Annotated in this window: 28 protein-coding genes; 2 read left to right on the top strand and 26 right to left on the bottom strand. The window is 59.7% G+C overall.

Features of this window, described 5'->3' with window-relative positions:
* Positions 1–123: 123 nt before the first annotated feature.
* The 26 genes from truA to rplC all read right to left on the bottom strand — a co-directional run bounded on the left by truA (position 124) and on the right by rplC (position 14,248).
* The gene (truA, locus tag DXY37_RS00680; protein ID WP_115124901.1) at positions 124–1,011 is read right to left on the bottom strand and encodes a tRNA pseudouridine(38-40) synthase TruA; all 888 of its coding nucleotides are present in this window, start codon (positions 1,009–1,011) and stop codon (positions 124–126) included.
* A gap of 23 nt (positions 1,012–1,034) precedes the next feature.
* On the bottom strand, positions 1,035–1,385 hold the full coding sequence (gene rplQ / locus DXY37_RS00675) for a 50S ribosomal protein L17 (RefSeq protein WP_067095286.1): 351 nt from the start codon (positions 1,383–1,385) through the stop codon (positions 1,035–1,037).
* Positions 1,386–1,421: 36 nt separating this feature from the next.
* The gene (locus DXY37_RS00670) at positions 1,422–2,360 is read right to left on the bottom strand and encodes a DNA-directed RNA polymerase subunit alpha (protein WP_115124900.1); all 939 of its coding nucleotides are present in this window, start codon (positions 2,358–2,360) and stop codon (positions 1,422–1,424) included.
* A gap of 45 nt (positions 2,361–2,405) precedes the next feature.
* The gene (gene rpsK / locus DXY37_RS00665) at positions 2,406–2,798 is read right to left on the bottom strand and encodes a 30S ribosomal protein S11 (RefSeq protein WP_066904496.1); all 393 of its coding nucleotides are present in this window, start codon (positions 2,796–2,798) and stop codon (positions 2,406–2,408) included.
* A gap of 57 nt (positions 2,799–2,855) precedes the next feature.
* On the bottom strand, positions 2,856–3,221 hold the full coding sequence (rpsM, locus tag DXY37_RS00660) for a 30S ribosomal protein S13 (RefSeq protein ID WP_067095292.1): 366 nt from the start codon (positions 3,219–3,221) through the stop codon (positions 2,856–2,858).
* 102 nt (positions 3,222–3,323) lie between these two features.
* On the bottom strand, positions 3,324–3,440 hold the full coding sequence (rpmJ, locus tag DXY37_RS00655; protein WP_066904998.1) for a 50S ribosomal protein L36: 117 nt from the start codon (positions 3,438–3,440) through the stop codon (positions 3,324–3,326).
* 47 nt (positions 3,441–3,487) lie between these two features.
* On the bottom strand, positions 3,488–4,039 hold the full coding sequence (locus DXY37_RS00650; RefSeq protein ID WP_115124899.1) for an adenylate kinase: 552 nt from the start codon (positions 4,037–4,039) through the stop codon (positions 3,488–3,490).
* A gap of 94 nt (positions 4,040–4,133) precedes the next feature.
* A complete protein-coding gene (gene secY, locus DXY37_RS00645) occupies positions 4,134–5,453 on the bottom strand; it encodes a preprotein translocase subunit SecY (protein WP_115124939.1) in 1,320 nt (439 codons plus the stop codon).
* A 104-nt stretch (positions 5,454–5,557) separates the two neighbouring features.
* Positions 5,558–6,010, bottom strand: coding sequence for a 50S ribosomal protein L15 (rplO, locus tag DXY37_RS00640; protein WP_066904488.1), 453 nt, complete (start codon positions 6,008–6,010; stop codon positions 5,558–5,560).
* A gap of 6 nt (positions 6,011–6,016) precedes the next feature.
* Complete coding sequence (rpsE, locus tag DXY37_RS00635; RefSeq protein WP_115124898.1) at positions 6,017–6,664, bottom strand: 30S ribosomal protein S5; 648 nt, start codon at positions 6,662–6,664, stop codon at positions 6,017–6,019.
* Positions 6,665–6,677: 13 nt separating this feature from the next.
* Positions 6,678–7,046 (bottom strand): 50S ribosomal protein L18, encoded by a 369-nt coding sequence (gene rplR, locus DXY37_RS00630; protein ID WP_115124897.1) that lies wholly within the window; start codon positions 7,044–7,046, stop codon positions 6,678–6,680.
* Between the two features lie 33 nt (positions 7,047–7,079).
* Positions 7,080–7,619: a 50S ribosomal protein L6 gene (rplF, locus tag DXY37_RS00625; protein ID WP_066904479.1), complete on the bottom strand. Its 540-nt coding sequence runs from the start codon at positions 7,617–7,619 to the stop codon at positions 7,080–7,082.
* A gap of 15 nt (positions 7,620–7,634) precedes the next feature.
* Entirely contained in the window at positions 7,635–8,036 is a 402-nt protein-coding gene (gene rpsH / locus DXY37_RS00620; RefSeq protein ID WP_066904475.1) for a 30S ribosomal protein S8, read from the bottom strand.
* Positions 8,037–8,055: 19 nt separating this feature from the next.
* On the bottom strand, positions 8,056–8,595 hold the full coding sequence (rplE, locus tag DXY37_RS00615; RefSeq protein ID WP_115124896.1) for a 50S ribosomal protein L5: 540 nt from the start codon (positions 8,593–8,595) through the stop codon (positions 8,056–8,058).
* A gap of 49 nt (positions 8,596–8,644) precedes the next feature.
* Positions 8,645–9,001, bottom strand: a complete 357-nt coding sequence (rplX, locus tag DXY37_RS00610) for a 50S ribosomal protein L24 (protein WP_067095313.1) — start codon at positions 8,999–9,001, stop codon at positions 8,645–8,647.
* Between the two features lies 1 nt (position 9,002).
* Positions 9,003–9,368, bottom strand: a complete 366-nt coding sequence (gene rplN, locus DXY37_RS00605) for a 50S ribosomal protein L14 (RefSeq protein WP_066904467.1) — start codon at positions 9,366–9,368, stop codon at positions 9,003–9,005.
* Positions 9,365–9,631, bottom strand: a complete 267-nt coding sequence (gene rpsQ, locus DXY37_RS00600; RefSeq protein WP_066904462.1) for a 30S ribosomal protein S17 — start codon at positions 9,629–9,631, stop codon at positions 9,365–9,367. Before rpsQ ends, rplN begins: the two co-directional genes overlap by 4 nt.
* Before the next feature lie 17 nt (positions 9,632–9,648).
* On the bottom strand, positions 9,649–9,858 hold the full coding sequence (rpmC, locus tag DXY37_RS00595) for a 50S ribosomal protein L29 (protein ID WP_067095316.1): 210 nt from the start codon (positions 9,856–9,858) through the stop codon (positions 9,649–9,651).
* A gap of 2 nt (positions 9,859–9,860) precedes the next feature.
* Entirely contained in the window at positions 9,861–10,334 is a 474-nt protein-coding gene (rplP, locus tag DXY37_RS00590; RefSeq protein ID WP_115124895.1) for a 50S ribosomal protein L16, read from the bottom strand.
* 16 nt (positions 10,335–10,350) lie between these two features.
* A complete protein-coding gene (gene rpsC, locus DXY37_RS00585; protein ID WP_066904453.1) occupies positions 10,351–11,082 on the bottom strand; it encodes a 30S ribosomal protein S3 in 732 nt (243 codons plus the stop codon).
* Positions 11,083–11,101: 19 nt separating this feature from the next.
* Complete coding sequence (gene rplV / locus DXY37_RS00580) at positions 11,102–11,467, bottom strand: 50S ribosomal protein L22 (RefSeq protein WP_115124894.1); 366 nt, start codon at positions 11,465–11,467, stop codon at positions 11,102–11,104.
* Between the two features lie 4 nt (positions 11,468–11,471).
* Complete coding sequence (rpsS, locus tag DXY37_RS00575; RefSeq protein ID WP_006854824.1) at positions 11,472–11,747, bottom strand: 30S ribosomal protein S19; 276 nt, start codon at positions 11,745–11,747, stop codon at positions 11,472–11,474.
* A 35-nt stretch (positions 11,748–11,782) separates the two neighbouring features.
* Complete coding sequence (rplB, locus tag DXY37_RS00570) at positions 11,783–12,646, bottom strand: 50S ribosomal protein L2 (protein WP_067095330.1); 864 nt, start codon at positions 12,644–12,646, stop codon at positions 11,783–11,785.
* 15 nt (positions 12,647–12,661) lie between these two features.
* Complete coding sequence (locus DXY37_RS00565) at positions 12,662–12,964, bottom strand: 50S ribosomal protein L23 (protein WP_067095333.1); 303 nt, start codon at positions 12,962–12,964, stop codon at positions 12,662–12,664.
* Positions 12,957–13,592, bottom strand: coding sequence for a 50S ribosomal protein L4 (gene rplD / locus DXY37_RS00560; RefSeq protein ID WP_115124893.1), 636 nt, complete (start codon positions 13,590–13,592; stop codon positions 12,957–12,959). The genes DXY37_RS00565 and rplD overlap by 8 nt, the downstream gene beginning before the upstream one ends.
* Positions 13,592–14,248, bottom strand: a complete 657-nt coding sequence (rplC, locus tag DXY37_RS00555) for a 50S ribosomal protein L3 (RefSeq protein WP_115124892.1) — start codon at positions 14,246–14,248, stop codon at positions 13,592–13,594. Before rplC ends, rplD begins: the two co-directional genes overlap by 1 nt.
* Positions 14,249–14,645: 397 nt before the next feature.
* Here rplC and DXY37_RS00550 point away from each other — a divergent pair, with 397 nt between their 5' ends.
* Together DXY37_RS00550 and DXY37_RS00545 are read left to right on the top strand one after the other, a co-directional pair.
* Positions 14,646–15,107, top strand: a complete 462-nt coding sequence (locus DXY37_RS00550) for an NAD(P)H-quinone oxidoreductase subunit N (RefSeq protein WP_115124891.1) — start codon at positions 14,646–14,648, stop codon at positions 15,105–15,107.
* 101 nt (positions 15,108–15,208) lie between these two features.
* On the top strand, positions 15,209–16,153 hold the full coding sequence (locus DXY37_RS00545; protein ID WP_244276756.1) for an LdpA C-terminal domain-containing domain: 945 nt from the start codon (positions 15,209–15,211) through the stop codon (positions 16,151–16,153).
* Positions 16,154–16,184 lie beyond the last annotated feature (31 nt).

The raw sequence follows: 16,184 nt of genomic DNA, 5'->3' as shown, positions 1-16,184 counted from the left end.
GCGAGCGACGAAGCTGGGCAGGGAGCTTCAGTCACGCCGTGGCGTGCTGGACAGAGCTCAAAGAACGACTTTACCTGTCGGTGGTTCCCCCACTGATCGGGTCAGTTGAGTGGAATCGACCGCTTAGGTACTGATTGGCCATGGGGGAGGATCCGGAGGTGGGTCCTCTGAGGCCAGAAAAAACGTCGGTTGACAATCGTACCAGCCGCCCTTGCTGAAGATGGTGTCCGGATAACCAGCGCGCAGCAGGCAGAGTCCCTGCGCTGGTGCTCCATCTTTCACTTCACTGCGGCGACGTTCTCTCCAACGGCGTTCAAAGTGCTCCGGGGTCAGTCGATGCTCTCCCACCGCTACGAGCTGGCCCGTCAGCAGACGCACCATTCCGTAGAGAAAACCGCTGGCCTGGATCTCAAAGTGAATCAGGTCTCCTTGACGCTGAATGGACACGTCCTGGATCGTTGTGCGTGAGTGGGATCGTCGGCTTCCTGCGCGTTGGAACGCTGCGAAGTCGTGAAGTCCCAGCAGGCCACGAAGCGCCTGTTCCATCGCCTTTTCATCGAGCCGTGTTTGATAGCGATGCCAGCTCCAGGGCGCCAGAAACAGGTTTGGCCTTCGACCGTTGTAGAGGGTGTAGCGATAACGCCGGTAGCTGGCGGAGTAGCAGGCGTGCCATCCAAGTGGGCGTTCCACCGCTTCTCGCACCCGGATCGAGGACGGCAAACGTCCATTGAGAGCTGGGGCCCAGCGCTCTGCTGGAATCGGACCGCAGCTGTCGAAATGCACCACCTGGCCGGATGCATGCACGCCAGCATCCGTTCGCCCCGCTGCCACGGTCTGTATCGGCCGATGGGGGTCGAGCGCTGAGATGGCCTCGTCGAGCACCGATTGCACACTGGTGCCGTTGGGTTGACGTTGCCATCCACAAAATGAAGAACCCTCGTACTGGAGACTGAGAGCAATCCGTTTGAGGCGGATGCCGACAGAATCAGCCGAGGGTTTCGAGATGGTGATTTCCGTGATGCTGGAGCCGGACTTCAGACCAGCTCGATGATGGCCATCTCGGCATTGTCCCCGCGACGACGAACGGTGCGAGTGATGCGGGTATAGCCACCTTTGCGATCGCTGTAGCGATCAGGAGCTTTCTCGAACAAAGCATGCACCAGCTGCTTGTCGTAGACGTATCCCAGAACCCTGCGCCGGGAAGCAAGACTGCCCTCCTTGGCCAGTGTGATCATCCGTTCAGCTTCGTCACGCAGTGCTTTGGCACGAGCTTTGGTGGTGGTGACGCGACCTTCGCGGATCAGCTGAGTTGTGAGGCCGCGAAGCATGGCTTTGCGTTGGTCAGCGGGGCGTCCCAGCTTTGGGACTCGGCATTGGTGACGCATGGTTCTGAAGGGGCTGCAGTAAAGGGCGGGTAAGAGTCAGACGCTGGTGCGGCTTTGGGGGATCTGGATGCCGATCCTTTCAAGCGCTTCAATCACCTCATCAGCCGACTTGGAACCGAAGTTCTTGATCTCCAGTAGATCCTCGTAGCTGAAGCCCATCAGATCGGAGACGGAATTGAACTGAGCGCGCTTCAGACAGTTGTAGGCACGCACAGAAAGATTCAATTCCTCGAGAGGAATCTGAGCTTCAGCTGTTGGCTCAGGCTCTACCGGAACTTCTTCCACCATGGTGACGGTGGCGAGCGGTTGGAAGAGCTCGATCAGCTGGTTTGCGGACTGAGCAATGGCGTCGTCAGGTGTGATCGAACCATCGGTCACCACTTCCATGCGCAGGCGCTCTCGAGCGGAACCACCCTCAGCTACTGCCGTTTCATCGATGGTGAAGTTCACCCGGTGCACGGGCATGAACACGGAGTCAATCTGCAGAAGATCGATGGCACTGGTGTCTTCGTTGTGACGATCCACTGGGCGATAGCCCACGCCGCGTTCCACATGAACCTCGAGCTCGAGGCTGTAGCCATCGCTCACCGTGGCGATCACGCGTTCACCATCCACCACCTGGACCTGGGAGGAGAACTGCAGATCGCGGGCTTTGACCGTTGCAGGGCCCGCAACCACCAGACGGCCGATCTCCAGATCGTTGGTGCGGCTGTCGACGGTGATCTGCTTGCAGTTCAGCAGAATGTCGAGCACGTCCTCCCGAACTCCCGGGATGGTCGCGTACTCGTGATTGACGCCGGCAATGCGGACTGCTGTAACCGCTGTGCCTTCAAGGTTGCCCATGAGCACACGCCGCAGGGAGTTACCCAGGGTTGTGGCCTGGCCCCGCTCAAGGGGGCCGATGAGAAACACACCGGTTTGGGAGCGATCGTCAGCGATCTGATGCTCGATACGGTCGATCTGGTATTGCAACACGGTCTGAGTCGGGGGAGAGAGGGACCTGAACGGGGACGCGTTGGCTCAGACGCGCCGACGCTTGGCACGGCGGCAGCCGTTGTGAGGCAGTGGAGTGACGTCACGGATCAGCGTGATTTCCAGACCTGCAACCTGTAAAGCACGGATCGCGGTTTCACGACCTGATCCGGGGCCACGCACAAGCACTTCGATCTGGCGCATACCCTGCTCGAGAGCTCTGCGGGCGGCTGCTTCGGCTGCAGTCTGAGCAGCAAATGGTGTGCCTTTGCGTGCACCTTTGAAACCGCTGGCACCTGCCGAAGACCAGGAGATGACTTCTCCAGTGGTATCGGTAATCGAAACAATCGTGTTGTTGAAGGTGCTTTGGATGTGGGCAACGCCGTTGGGAACGTTGCGCTTGGCCTTCTTGGGGCCTGATTTTTTGACTGTTTTGGCCATGGGCCTGGAGATGGAGGGGGCTTAAGGAACTGAAGGGTCCGAATGGGCCGAAGCGGCTTACTTTTTCTTACCGGCCACTGTCTTGCGAGCTCCGCGACGGGTCCGCGCATTCGTGCGAGTTCGCTGTCCACGCACCGGGAGGCTCATGCGATGGCGACGACCACGTACGCAGCCGATGTCCTGCAGGCGCTTGAGTGCCATCCCCTCCTGCCTGCGCAGGTCACCCTCGATGGTGAAGGCCTCGGTGGCACCGCGCAATTTCTGCACATCACCGTCCTCTAGATCCTTCACCCTGATGTCGGGGTTGACACCAGCCTTGGAAAGGATGGTTCTGGCCCGTGTTGGGCCAATTCCGTAGATGTAGGTGAGGGCGACTTCGATCCGCTTTTCGCGGGGAATGTCGACACCAGCAATCCGTGCCACTGAGCAATTAATCGAGGTGGACAATGACTTCCTTTGCCTGGGAAGTCTTCAATTCAGGGTGGCAGGGACAGGAACCCTGCCTTGAGACAGCAGACCGAGGCTTCAGCCCTGGCGTTGCTTGTTGCGAGGGCGCTTCTTGTTGATCACGTAGATGCGACCTCTGCGCTTGACGATTTGATCGTCAGGGCTGATTTTTTTAACTGAGGAACGCACCTTCATGGGGCGAAGCTCTCCATTGTTGCAAACAGCTAACGTACCACAGCGGGTCAAGCAACAATGCTTTCAATTCGCTCAGCAATGGCGTCAACACTGCCGTTGGCTTGCACTCTGGCCAGCAGGTTCTGACTGCTGTAGTGATCAATCAGAGGTGCTGTCTGCTGCTTGTAGACCTCAAGACGGTTGCGGATCACCTCCTTGTTGTCGTCAGCACGACCGCGGCCCAGCAGTCGCTCGATCAGAACTGCATCATCCAGCTCGAGCAACACGACGCTCTCAATCGCTTGATCGAGTTCCTGAAGCAGTGGCGCCAGTGCTTCGGCCTGCGCCACGTTGCGCGGAAAGCCATCCATCAGCCAGCCCTGGCCATTGAGAGCAGAGAGCTGTGCCTTGACGATGGCTAGCACCAGGCTGTCTGTAACTAACTCGCCCCGGTTCATCAGGGCTTCCGCTTCCTTGCCAAGCTCACTGCCTGCGGCCACCTCAGCTCTGAGCAGATCGCCGGTGGACAGGTGCCGAAGACCGTGCTTTTCGCAGAGGCGGGCCGCTTGCGTGCCTTTGCCGGCACCGGGCGGGCCCACAAACAGAAGACGTTGTTTCATGGCGATTTTGGGTGGTTGGGGTAGACGAGGTCAGCAGGTGTTGAGGATCCACTCCTGTTGTGTTGTTTCGGAGCGACTGCTCGAACGTGCCGTGTTACTGGCGCACCATTCCCTCGTAGCGCTGAGAGATCACGTAGGTCTGCACCTGCTTGGCAGTGTCGATGGCAACACCCACCAGGATCAGCAGTGAAGTGGCTCCAAGTCCCTGGAACGTCTGCACATTGGTTGCTCGTTCCACGGCGGAAGGAATGATGGCGACAGCGCCGAGGAAGAGTCCGCCAAGCAGGGTGAGTCTGTTTTTCACACCTTCGAGGTAATTCGCTGTTGCTGTTCCAGGCCTAACGCCTGGGATTGCCACCCCTCCGCGCTTGAGATTGCTGGCGACATCCACCGGGTTAAAGGTCAGGGACGCATAGAAATAGGAGAAGCCGAGAATCAGGGAGAAGAACACCAGGGCATAAGGCCATGGATTCGAGCTGCCTGGATTCAGGGCAGTGGCTGCTCTGATAAGAAAAGGGTTCTGGCTGAAGTTGGCAATCGTGATCGGCAGGAAAATCAGGGCCGAGGCAAAGATGATCGGCATCACGCCGCCGGCATTGAGCTTCAAGGGCAGGTAGCTCTGGCGATTAGGCAAGACGGCTCCGCCGCCCACCTGACGCTTTGCACTGACGATCGGAAGCCGGCGTTGTCCTTCCTGCACAAAGATGATTCCCACGATCGTGACCAGGAACACCAGAACCAGGATTACGATTCCGAACACGTCGTTGCGATCGCCGGTTTGGGCCTTCTCAATCGTGGAGCCGAGAGCCTGAGGCAAGGTGGCCACGATGTTCAGGAAGATCACTAGTGAGGCGCCCTGGCCAATGCCTCGTTCTGTGATCACTTCACTCAGCCACATCACGATCATCGATCCGGTGACCAGCGCGAGTGCCGTCTGCACCACGAACACAGCAACGGGAAGTCCCTCCATTGCATAGGGGCGCAGGATCATGGCGAAAACCACGCTCTGAATCAGACCCCAGCCGAGTGCGACGTAGCGGGTGATCTGAGCGAGTTTGCGACGACCCGCTTCTCCCTCATTTTTCTGCAGATCCTCCAGTTGCGGAAGGGAGGCTGTGAGTAGCTGAAGGATGATCGAGGCATTGATGAACGGCAGGATCCCAAGAGCAAAGATGCCCAGGGTGGAGATGCCGCCACCAGTGAAGATGTCGAGGAAACCAATCAGCTGTCCACCCTGTTGGATGAACTGTTCGAAAGCCACACGGTCAATGCCTGGCATCGGGATGTAGATGCCGAGACGCACCAACATCAGCAGGCCCAGAGTGGTAAGAACCCTGCCTCTCAGCTCAGGGTTCTGAATCAGCTGGGTGATGACTTCAGTGGCGCTGGGATTTCGTCCCCGACTGACGAGCATGGAACAGAGATTGGGTGATTGAGCTTGATGCAGCAAAGCCGTCCGCGGATGATGATCCGGCGGACGGCTCAGACGTTAGATCTGTAGAGGTCGATCGACGGATCTCAGTCCAACAGTTCGCAGGTGCCACCGGCTGCTTCGATTTTGGTTCGTGCCGATGCAGTGAAAGCGGCGGCCTGAACCGTGAGCTTGGCCTTGAGTTCCCCGTTGCCGAGGATTTTCAGCGGGTGCTTGGGGCTGGTGACAACACCATCTTTGACCAGTGAGTCGAGGTTGACGGTGCTGCCGGCCTTGAGCTCATTCAGTGCTGACACATTCACAACGGTGAAGTGTTTGGGGTTCACCAATGTGAAGTGCTTCAGCTTGGGCACGCGCCTGTAAAGAGGCATCTGGCCACCCTCAAAACCGGGACGGGTGGGCCGGCCGGAACGGGATTTCTGGCCGCGCATGCCGAAGCCGCAGCTTGCACCCTGGCCAGCGGCAATGCCGCGACCTTTGCGCAGTTTGCGGCGTCGGGCGCCTTTGTTGGGCTTTAGGGAATCAAGTCGGAGAGTCATGGGGAATCAGGAATAGATCTGCTCGAGGGAGATCCCCCGTTCCTTGGCGGTCTCCTTATGTGTGCGGAGACTCTCGAGAGCCACCATGGCAGCTCGGGCGTTGTTCAGCGGAGTCTTGCTGCCCAGTCGCTTGGCCAGCACATTTTTAATGCCGGCAAGCTCGAGAACTGTGCGAATCGAGCCGCCTGCAATTACCCCGGTACCGGGAGCTGCGGGGCGAATCAACACGCTGGCTGCGCCATCGCGACCGTTGGACAGGGTCGGAATGGAGTTGTGACGTGTCAGAGGCACTTTGACGAGATGCTTCTTGCCGTCTGCAACACCTTTGCGGACGGCACCGATCACGTCGCCGGCCTTGCCGACGCCGACGCCGACCTGACCGCGCTCATTTCCGACAACAACAATGGCCCGGAAGCTCATCTTCTTGCCGCCCTTCACGGTCTTGGACACGCGGCGGATCTGGACAACCCGCTCCTGCCACTCGGAATCACGCTCCTGGTTGCGTCGGTCACCACGGCGTCCGCCACGTCGGTCACCTCGGTCGCGACCTCCTCCACGGCGTTGCTCCTGCTGCTGCTGGCCTTCAGCTGCAGCAGGAACATCGGCCGCCGAGGGCACGTCGTTGGGATTGGTCTGGGGGTTGGAATCGGTCATGTTGAGAGCAGGATCAGAACTGAAGGCCCGCTTCCCGGGCGGCGTCGGCAAGGGCTTTCACCCGGCCGTGATACAGGTTGCCGCCGCGATCGAAGACCACCTGTTGGATGCCCTTGGCAAGGGCGCGTTTGGCCACCAGTTCACCGACGGCTACGGAAGCATTGCAGTCGTTGCCGTTGGCCTTCAGGCTACTGCGCAGATCCTTGTCAACGGTTGACGCTGAGCAGAGTGTGCTCTGGGCGTCATCGTCAATGACCTGGGCATAGATGTGGCTGTTGGAGCGGAACACGGCCAGGCGGGGTTTACCGGCGGTGCCGCTGAGGTGACGACGCAGGCGTCGGTGACGCTTCTGGGTCTGTTGTTTACGGGAGAGGGTCGACATGGTGGGTAAAGAAGAACGGCGTCTAGTAGTGGATTACTTTTTGCCCGACTTGCCTGCCTTGCGGAGGATCCATTCGCCCTCGTACCGGATCCCTTTGCCCTTGTAGGGCTCGGGTGGACGGATGGAGCGAATTTTGGCGGCTTCATTGCCCACCAATTCCTTGTCGATCCCCGACACAGTCACCTTGGTGTTGTTCTCAACTTTGAAGGTGATGCCGTCAGGAGCTGCAACCTCGACGGGGTGGCTGTAACCAGCAGAGACGACAAGGGTGGTGCCTTTTACCTGAGCCCTGGAGCCAACACCAATGATTTCCAGGCTTTTGCTGAAACCGCTCTCGACGCCAACAATCATGTTGTTTACGAGAGCGCGGCACAGGCCATGGCGCTCACGGGAGGTGCGCTTGCTGCTGGTGGGAGACAACACGATGGTGTTCTCCACCTGATCGATGCTCACGCCCTCAGGCAGTGTGCGTTTGAGTTCTCCCTTCGGTCCCTTCACGGTGACAGCGAGGCCGTTGAGGCTCACGGTCACCTTCTCAGGGATGGGGATGGGGGCTTTACCGATACGTGACATGGTTTTGGCTCCAGATCAAAGGACGTAGCAGAGCACTTCACCGCCCACGCCCTGCTTTCGGGCATCGCGGTCGCTCATGACACCCTTGGAGGTGGAGATGATCGCCACCCCCAGTCCGCCGAGGACCTTGGGAAGGCCGCGGGTGTTCTTGTAGATGCGCAGACCAGGCTTGCTCACCCGCTGCATGGAGCGGATGGTGGGTTGGCGGTTCTTGCCGCTGTACTTCAGTTCCAGCACCAGGTTGGTGTGGACTCCCTCGCCTTCTTCGCTGATCTCAGCGATGAAGCCTTCCTGCTGCAGCACTTTGGCGATGCTGCGAGACATGCGGGAGGCAGGTACTTTCGTGCTCTGGTGACGTTTCTCACTCGCATTACGAATGCGGGTGAGCATGTCGGAAATAGGGTCGTGATTGGCCATAGTGGTTTCCGAGGAGGGCTTAGTTGCTGCGGAACGGCATTCCCATCTCGCGGAGGAGGGACCGGCCCTCTTCATCCGAACGGGCAGTGGTCACGATGGTGATGTCCATGCCCCTGATGGCGTCGATCTTGTCGAAGGAGATTTCAGGGAAGATGATCTGCTCTCTTACCCCCAGGGTGTAATTGCCACGTCCGTCGAAGCTTTTGGGGCTGACGCCACGGAAGTCACGGATGCGGGGCAGTGCCAGGTTGATCAGTCGCTCCAGGAAGGCGTACATGCGATCACCGCGCAGAGTCACGGCACAGCCGATCGGCATGCCTTCGCGGATCTTGAAGCTCGCGATGGCTTTCTTGGCTCGGGTCACCACCACTTTCTGGCCGGTGATCTGAGCAAGTTCGTTCACCGAGGCCTCTAGGGCCTTGGCATTCGCGGCAGCTTCGCCCAGTCCTCGGTTCACGGTGACTTTGACCACCTTGGGGACTTCATGGATGTTGGAGAGACTTAGATCTTTCAGCAATTTGGGCTGAATGGTCTCCCTGTAGCGCTGTTTCAGTGACATGGCTGGGGAATGGGACTTCTGGGCTTGGTCAGAAGGCGGATCGAGGTGATCAGTCGATCACCTCGCCGGTTTTCTTGAGGCGGCGCTTTTTGCTGCCGTCCTTCTCAGTGATCAGCTCGACTCGGCTGGTCACCTTCTTGTCTGTGGAGTAGATCATCACGTTGGAGGCATGCAGTGAAGCCTCCTCAGTGACGATCCGACCGCTTTCACCCTCCTGAGTGGGTTTGACGTGGCGGGTGCGCATATTGACGCCCTCCACGATCACGCGGTTTTCATTGGGCAGGGTGCGCAGGACCTCTCCGGTCTTGCCCTTGTCCTTGCCGGTGATCACCTGAACGGTGTCGCCTTTGCGCAGACGCATCTTGATGCGCTTCGCTGCGGCGGATTTCGGAGTTGCAGTTGCCATCTCAGATCACCTCCGGAGCGAGGGAGACGATTTTGGTGAAGTTCCGGTCGCGCAGTTCGCGTGCCACAGGTCCAAAGACACGAGTGCCCTTGGGGTTTTTGTCGTCATTAATGATGACGGCAGCATTGTCGTCAAACCGGATGGAGTTGCCGGTGTCACGACGCAGCGTGGCTTTCGTGCGGACCACCACTGCCTTGATCACATCGGACTTTTTCACGCCCATGTTGGGCATGGCGTCCTTCACGGTGGCCACGATCACGTCGCCCACATGGGCGTAGCGACGATTGCTTCCCAGCACGCGGATGCACTGGATGCGCTTGGCTCCGCTGTTGTCAGCAACGGTGAGAAAAGATTCCTGCTGAATCATTTGTTGACCTCCTCAGCCTTTGGGCTGTGGCTGAGCACCTCAGCGATGGCCCAGCGCTTGTGACGGCTGAGAGGACGGGTCTCGGTGATGCGAACACGGTCACCAACGCGAACAGTGTTGTTCTCGTCGTGAGCTTTGTAACGGGTGGTACGGCTGACCGTCTTTTGGTAGATGGGGTGGGGAAAGCGGTTTTCCACCGCAACCACCACCGTTTTGTCCATCTTGTCGCTGACGACGGTGCCGACCCTTTCCTTGAGTGCCATAGGTATGAAGCGAAGGATCAGGAGGCGGTGGAGCTAAGGCGCTCCTTCTGCACCGTCAGCAGTTGGGCCAGCTTGGTGCGGCTCTGCTTGAAGCGGTGGGTGTTGGCCAGCTGCCTTGTGGCTTGCTGGAAGCGCAGATCGAACAGCTCGCGGCGGAGACTGACGATTTGCTCTGTGAGGTCTGCGTCGGAGAGCTGACGCAGTTCGGAGGCGTTGGGACGGGCCATGGTCAGGACTCCACGGTGGCGGCAGCAGCGCCCGGAGCTTGCGCACCGGATGTCTGCTCCTGTTCATCGAGAGTGATGAACTTGGTCTTCACAGGAAGCTTGTATTGCGCAAGGCGCATGGCTTCCTTGGCGATTTCGGGGGTGATTTCATCACCACCCATCTCGAACAGGATCCTGCCCGGCTTGATCACCGCCACCCAGAATTCCGGGTTGCCCTTACCTGAACCCATTCGGGTTTCGGCAGCGCGCATGGTGACCGGTTTGTCAGGGAAAATCCTGATCCAGATTTTTCCGCCACGCTTGACGTAGCGGGTCATGGCACGACGGCTGGCCTCGATCTGGCGAGAGGTGATCCAGCCACATTCCTGTGCCTGCAGAGCGAACTGACCGAAGGCGATGGTGTTGCCACGAGTGGCGACACCGCGCATGCGGCCGCGTTGCTGCTTACGGAATTTGACGCGTTTTGGACTCAGCATGGTTCAGGCCTCCTGTTCAACCCTCGTTGGAGCGGTCTTCGAACTGTTGGGGCCTGCGACCGGCCCGACGCCGCGGGGTTGCCCCCACTGGCAGCTGTTGCTGGGCTTCGTCGCCCAGCACTTCGCCTTTAAATACCCAGACCTTGATGCCGAGCACCCCATAGGTGGTGCTGGCGACCTTGGTGGCGTAGTCGATGTCAGCGCGAAGGGTGTGCAGAGGCACCCGACCTTCACGAGTCCACTCGGTACGAGCGATCTCAGCACCATTCAGGCGTCCTGAAACCTGGATTTTCAGGCCCAGAACACCCGCTCGCTGTGCTCGCTGCACGGCCATGCGGATCGTGCGACGGAATGCCACACGTTTCTCAAGTTGCTGAGCGATGTATTCGGCAAGTAGGAAAGCGTCGGCGTCGACACGCTCGACCTCGACCACATTGATCCGAACCTGACGGTTCAGATCACCGACGGTTTTCTGGATGCCGGAGCGTAGCTCTTCGATGCCACTGCCCTGGCGTCCAACCAACACGCCGGGGCGTGCGGTTTTCAGCTCAACTTCGAGCTGATCGGCCTTGCGGGCGATCAGCACATCACTGATACCGGCGGAGCCGTATTTCTTGTGGATGAACTTGCGAATCCGATCGTCCTCCTGAAGGAGGCTCGGATAACTCTTGCTGGGTGCGTACCAGCGTGACCGGTGCTCCTGGGTAATCCCCAGGCGTAAGCCGGTTGGATGGATTTTGTGTCCCATCAGTCGGGGTGCTCGGGGGTCAGGAGTCGGTCTGGGGTGCCACAGCAATGCTGATGTGGCAGGTCTGCTTTTTGATCGCGAAAGCGCGACCTTGGGCACGGGGGCGGTAGCGCTTCATGGATGGACCCATGTCTGCGCTGGCCTGGGAGATCACAAGGGTTGAAGGGTCAAGTCCGAGGTTGTGCTCGGCATTGGCCACTGCAGAACGCAGAACCTTGGTGATGGGACCCGTGGAGCGGTAAGGCATGAACTCGAGCATGATCAGCGCATCGCGATAACTGCGACCGCGGATCTGATCGAGAACCCGCCGGACCTTGGACACGGAGCCGCGGATGAAGCGACCGTGGGCTTTGGCGGTAGTTGCCGTTGGGGATGACGTTGTCATGGTCTCAGCGGCCTCCTTTCTTGTCTTTGATGTGGCCTTTAAAGGTGCGTGTGGGGGCGAATTCGCCAAGCTTGTGGCCCACCATCTGTTCAGTCACGAAGACCGGCACGTGGGTGCGGCCGTTGTGAACCGCGATTGTGTGGCCGATCATCATCGGCAGGATCGTGGAAGCCCTTGACCACGTTTTGATCACCGATTTGTCATCGGCGGCGTTTTGCTTTTCAACCTTGCGAAGCAGGCTGTCGGCAATGAAGGGGCCTTTTTTAAGTGAACGTCCCATGGCGGATTAAGCGAACGACAGAATGGTGAGCAGCATCATGAGTCGCGTCCGCCACGGCTCCGCTTGGACGTCTTGCGACGTTTGCGGAGGACGAACTTGTTACTCGGCTTGTTGCGCTTGCGGGTCTTGAGTCCCAGCGCAGGCTTGCCCCAGGGGGTTACAGGACCGGAACGCCCGATCGGAGCTCGGCCTTCACCACCACCATGGGGGTGGTCGCAGGGATTCATCACACTGCCTCGCACCTGAGGTCGGCGTCCGAGCCAGCGCCTGCGCCCAGCCTTGCCAAGGCTGGTGTTGCGGATCTCCGAGTTGCCGACTTCGCCGATGGTGGCGTAGCACTCACGGCGCACCAGGCGAACCTCAGTGGATGGCAGTTTCAGGGCGACGTAATCGCCCTCCTTGGCCATCACCTGAGCGCTGGCTCCGGCAGTTCGGACCATTTGTCCACCGCGACCGGCGTAAAGCTCGACACAGTGAACGCTGGAACCGAGGGGAATGTCAGAGAGCGGCATGGCGTTGCCGATCTCGATAGGAGATTCAGGCCCTGAGACCACCGTCTGACCGATGGTGACTCCTGCTGGAGCAAGGATGTATCTCTTCTCACCATCGGTGTAGAAGAGAAGGGCCAGCCGCGCATTGCGGTGCGGGTCGTAGTGAATGGCGGCCACCTTGGCGGGGACGCCGTGCTTGTTGCGTCGGAAATCGACGATGCGGTATTGCCGCTTGTGGCCACCGCCACGATGGCGACAGGTGATCACGCCGCGGTTGTTGCGTCCCTTGCGTCGGTGCTTTGACACCACAAGCGAACGCTCCGGCTTGCGGCCGGTGACTTCACTGAAGTCGGTGACGACCCGGGTGCGGGTACCGGGTGTGTAGGGGCGGAAGGTACGGATTGCCATGACGTTTCAGACCCCTCAGGACTCAGGGAAGAGTTGGATGGAGTTGCCCTCAGCGAGGCGCACCACAGCCTTCTTCACCTGAGAGCGCTTGCCGGCAAATTTGCCGACCCGACGACTGCGGCGGGGAGGATTCATGGTGCTAACGCCGGTGACCTTGACATCGAATAGCTGCTCAACAGCGGCTTTGATGTCGGGCTTGGCAGCTCTGTGGTCCACCTCGAAGGTGTACTGGTTCAGTTCCAGTGCTCGGGTGGCTTTTTCTGTGATGAGAGGCCTGCGGATCACATCCGCCAGGCGTCCTGTGAAGCGCTCAGTCATCTCCGTAGACCTCCTGGATGGTTGCGAGTGCCTCTTCGCCCAACACCAATGCATTGGCGTGGAGCAGATCGAAGACGTTGAGCTGGTCAGCAGTGATCAGCTTTACCTTCTCGAGGTTGCGAACGGACCGTTTCACAACTTCGCTTGGGGCGGTGAGCACAATCAAAACCTTCGCGTCGGCAGCAACTCCGAGGCGCCCGAGTGCGTCAACGACTTCACGGGTTTTTGGCGCTTCGAGGGCTGCTCCGAAGTCCTTCACCACAATCACGTCATCGATGCGGGCCATCAGCGCGGTGCGCAGGGCCAGACGACGCTCCTTGCGATTCATCGCAAGGTTGTAGGTGCGCGGCTTGGGACCAAACACGATGCCGCCGCCGGGACGCAGAGGCGTACGGATCGATCCCTGACGGGCACGACCGGTTCCTTTCTGCTTGTAAGGCTTGCGTCCGCCACCTCGTACTTCGGCACGGGTGAGGGTGCTTGCAGTTCCCTGACGGCTGTGGGCCTGCTGGCGAAGCACCGCACGGTGCATCAGGTCAACGGCAGTAGTTTCCTTGGCCACCTTCAGGTCAATGGAAGCCTTGCCGGTTTCCTTGCCCTGCCAGTCACGAACAACACAATTGGCCATTACTTACCTCCTTTGGTGGGCTTGGCACCCACACGATTGGCGGGCCGGATGTTCAGAAGAGATCCAGGCTTGCCAGGAACAGAGCCCTTGACCACGAGCAGGTTGCGGTCGCTGTCCACCTTGAGGATCGTGAGGGCCCTCGTGGTGATTTTCTTGCCGCCGTAGCGACCCGCCATTCGCTTGCCGGGGTAGATCCGACCAGGTGTGGTGCCGGCGCCGGTTGAACCGGGCTCACGATGGTTCTTCGAGCCGTGGGTCATCGGACCTCGGCTGAAGCCATGACGCTTTTGATAACCGGCGAAGCCACGACCCATGGTGTCGCCGCTGACGTCAACCTTCTGGCCTGCCTCGAAATCACCCACGGTGATTGCGCCACCCAGCTCGAGACCCTTCAGGTCGTCGACGCGGTATTCACTCAGGTGGCGGAGAATCCCCTCGCCGGATTTGGCGAGGTGACCCTTGGCGGGCTTGTTGATCAGCTTTTCGCGTGTTTCGCCAAAACCGATCTGCACGGCTTCATAGCCGTCAGTTTCAGTGGTCTTGAGTTGGGTTATTCGGCAAGGCCCCGCCTCGATCAAAGTGACCGGGACGGCTTTGCCTTGCTCGTCGAAGAACTGGGACATACCCAGTTTCTTCCCAAGGATGCCGATGGACATGGGAGGTAATGACGCCAGCGTGGACAACCTCAGCTGTTGCAACTTGAAGCTGCTGGAGCCGTGGCCTGAAGGGCGCTGATTGAGATGACGCAGTCATGGCCGAAAGCTTCAACGGAAACCGCTGGAGCAATTCGGATTGGGGCTAGCGAGCGAATCAGCTGGCTGGGACTTAATCAACCGGTGAAGGTCGGTAGTTTCCCGGCAATGCAACGAATGAAATCGCTGAATTGCACTGGCCTGAAGATCCGGCGCACACGCCGGACCTGCTCTTGGAACTGGAGGCCCGGCTAGCGGACGGGCACAGATCGGCAGAGCAAACAAAAACCCTACACCACTGCCTTCCAGCTGCCATTCATACCTGATCAGCTGCCAGACTCATTCCATCTGGACTAATTCCATGCCGCTGCTGCTTTCAGGTCGGGGTTTCCGCCGTGAACTGGAATCCGCAGGTGTCATGGCAGTCCATGCTCCCCTTGAGGGCGGCGCAGAGACGCGCCTGCTGAGGCGACTTCGTGCCGCTGGGTACCGCACACAGATCACCTCAGCACGCGGTTTAGGAGATCCGGAGGTGTTTCTGTTGCAGAAACACGGCGTGCGCCCTCCACACCTTGGACATCAAAGCGTTGGACGTGGTGCGGCGGTTGGAGAGGTGCAGGAAGTCATGCCTCAGCTTGGAGAGATTCTGCTTGGAAACAAGCCGGTCGTTCTCTGGCTGATCGAGGGGCAGGTGCTGTCTCGATCGGAATTGCTGTCCCTCTGCGACCTTTGCCGGCGTGAGCCGCGCTTGAAGATTGTGGTGGAAATGGGTGGTGCGCGCAGCCTGCGCTGGCAGCCGATGACACGGCTGCTGGGAGCCTGACCACCTGTCTTCTGCCGGTCACCGGTTCACAGACCGCCGGTGATGAAGCCCTCGGGGAGGGACGTTGGGTCAAATTGATCTGTGGGGCCAGTAACCAGGATTTGGCTGCGGTTGCAGACCTTTGTGCCCTGTATGCCGTGGCCGGCGTTCAGTGTGTCGACGTGGCAGCCGACGCCGCTGTCGTCAATGCTGCTCGCACCGGTCTCAGCTGGGCCCGGGAACGCACTGGTCACTCCCCCTGGTTGATGGTCAGCGTCAGCGATGGACGTGATGCCCATTTTCGTAAGGCTGTCTTTGACCCGTCCCGTTGCCCACCTGATTGCGCGCGCCCCTGCGAGAGGGTCTGCCCGGCTGATGCCATTCATGCCGGTCCTGGTGTCGACCCCAACCGTTGCTACGGCTGTGGGCGCTGTTTACCGGCCTGCCCCCTTGGCCTGATTGAAACCTCCGATCACCGAGTGGGGCTGGACAACCTCGCCCTTCTGCTGGCCGAGCTCCAACCCGATGCGATTGAGGTTCATACCGCACCTGGGCGTGAGCAGGACTTTGATCGCACGCTTGAGCAGGTTGCAGCTGCCTCGATTCCTCTGCGCAGGCTGGCGGTCAGCTGCGGTCTTGAGGGGCATGGTCTTCGCTCCGAAGATCTGGTCACGGAGCTGTGGGGTCGCCATGAGGTTCTGCGCAAGCATGGTTTTCGACCTCTCTGGCAGCTGGATGGACGTCCGATGAGCGGCGATGTCGGTGCAGGCACGGCCCGTGCGGCACTGCGGCTCTGGCAGCAGGTGCGGACCAGCGCACCTCCGGGGCCGTTGCAGCTGGCGGGAGGCACCAATGGCGCGACGATCGGTTTGCTGGACGGCCTGGGACTGCCGCGTTCCAGTGGTCCTGCAGGCGTCGCCTTTGGTGGCATGGCCCGTTCGATCGTGCAACCTCTACTGCAGGAGGCGGAATGCCGCCGGACCACCCTGCGTGACTGGCCCTTTGGCTGGGAGCAGGCCCTGGCGCTGGCCCGTGATCTTGTCATCCCCTGGCTTTCACGCCCCTGACGGTCCCGATTGGGGACTCAATCCTGCTAGA

The sequence above is a fragment of the Synechococcus sp. GEYO genome (assembly GCF_900473955.1).
GTDB lineage: Bacteria > Cyanobacteriota > Cyanobacteriia > PCC-6307 > Cyanobiaceae > Synechococcus_C.
Note: the sequence above shows the minus strand (reverse complement) of the source record. Positions and strands in the feature narration are given on the sequence as shown.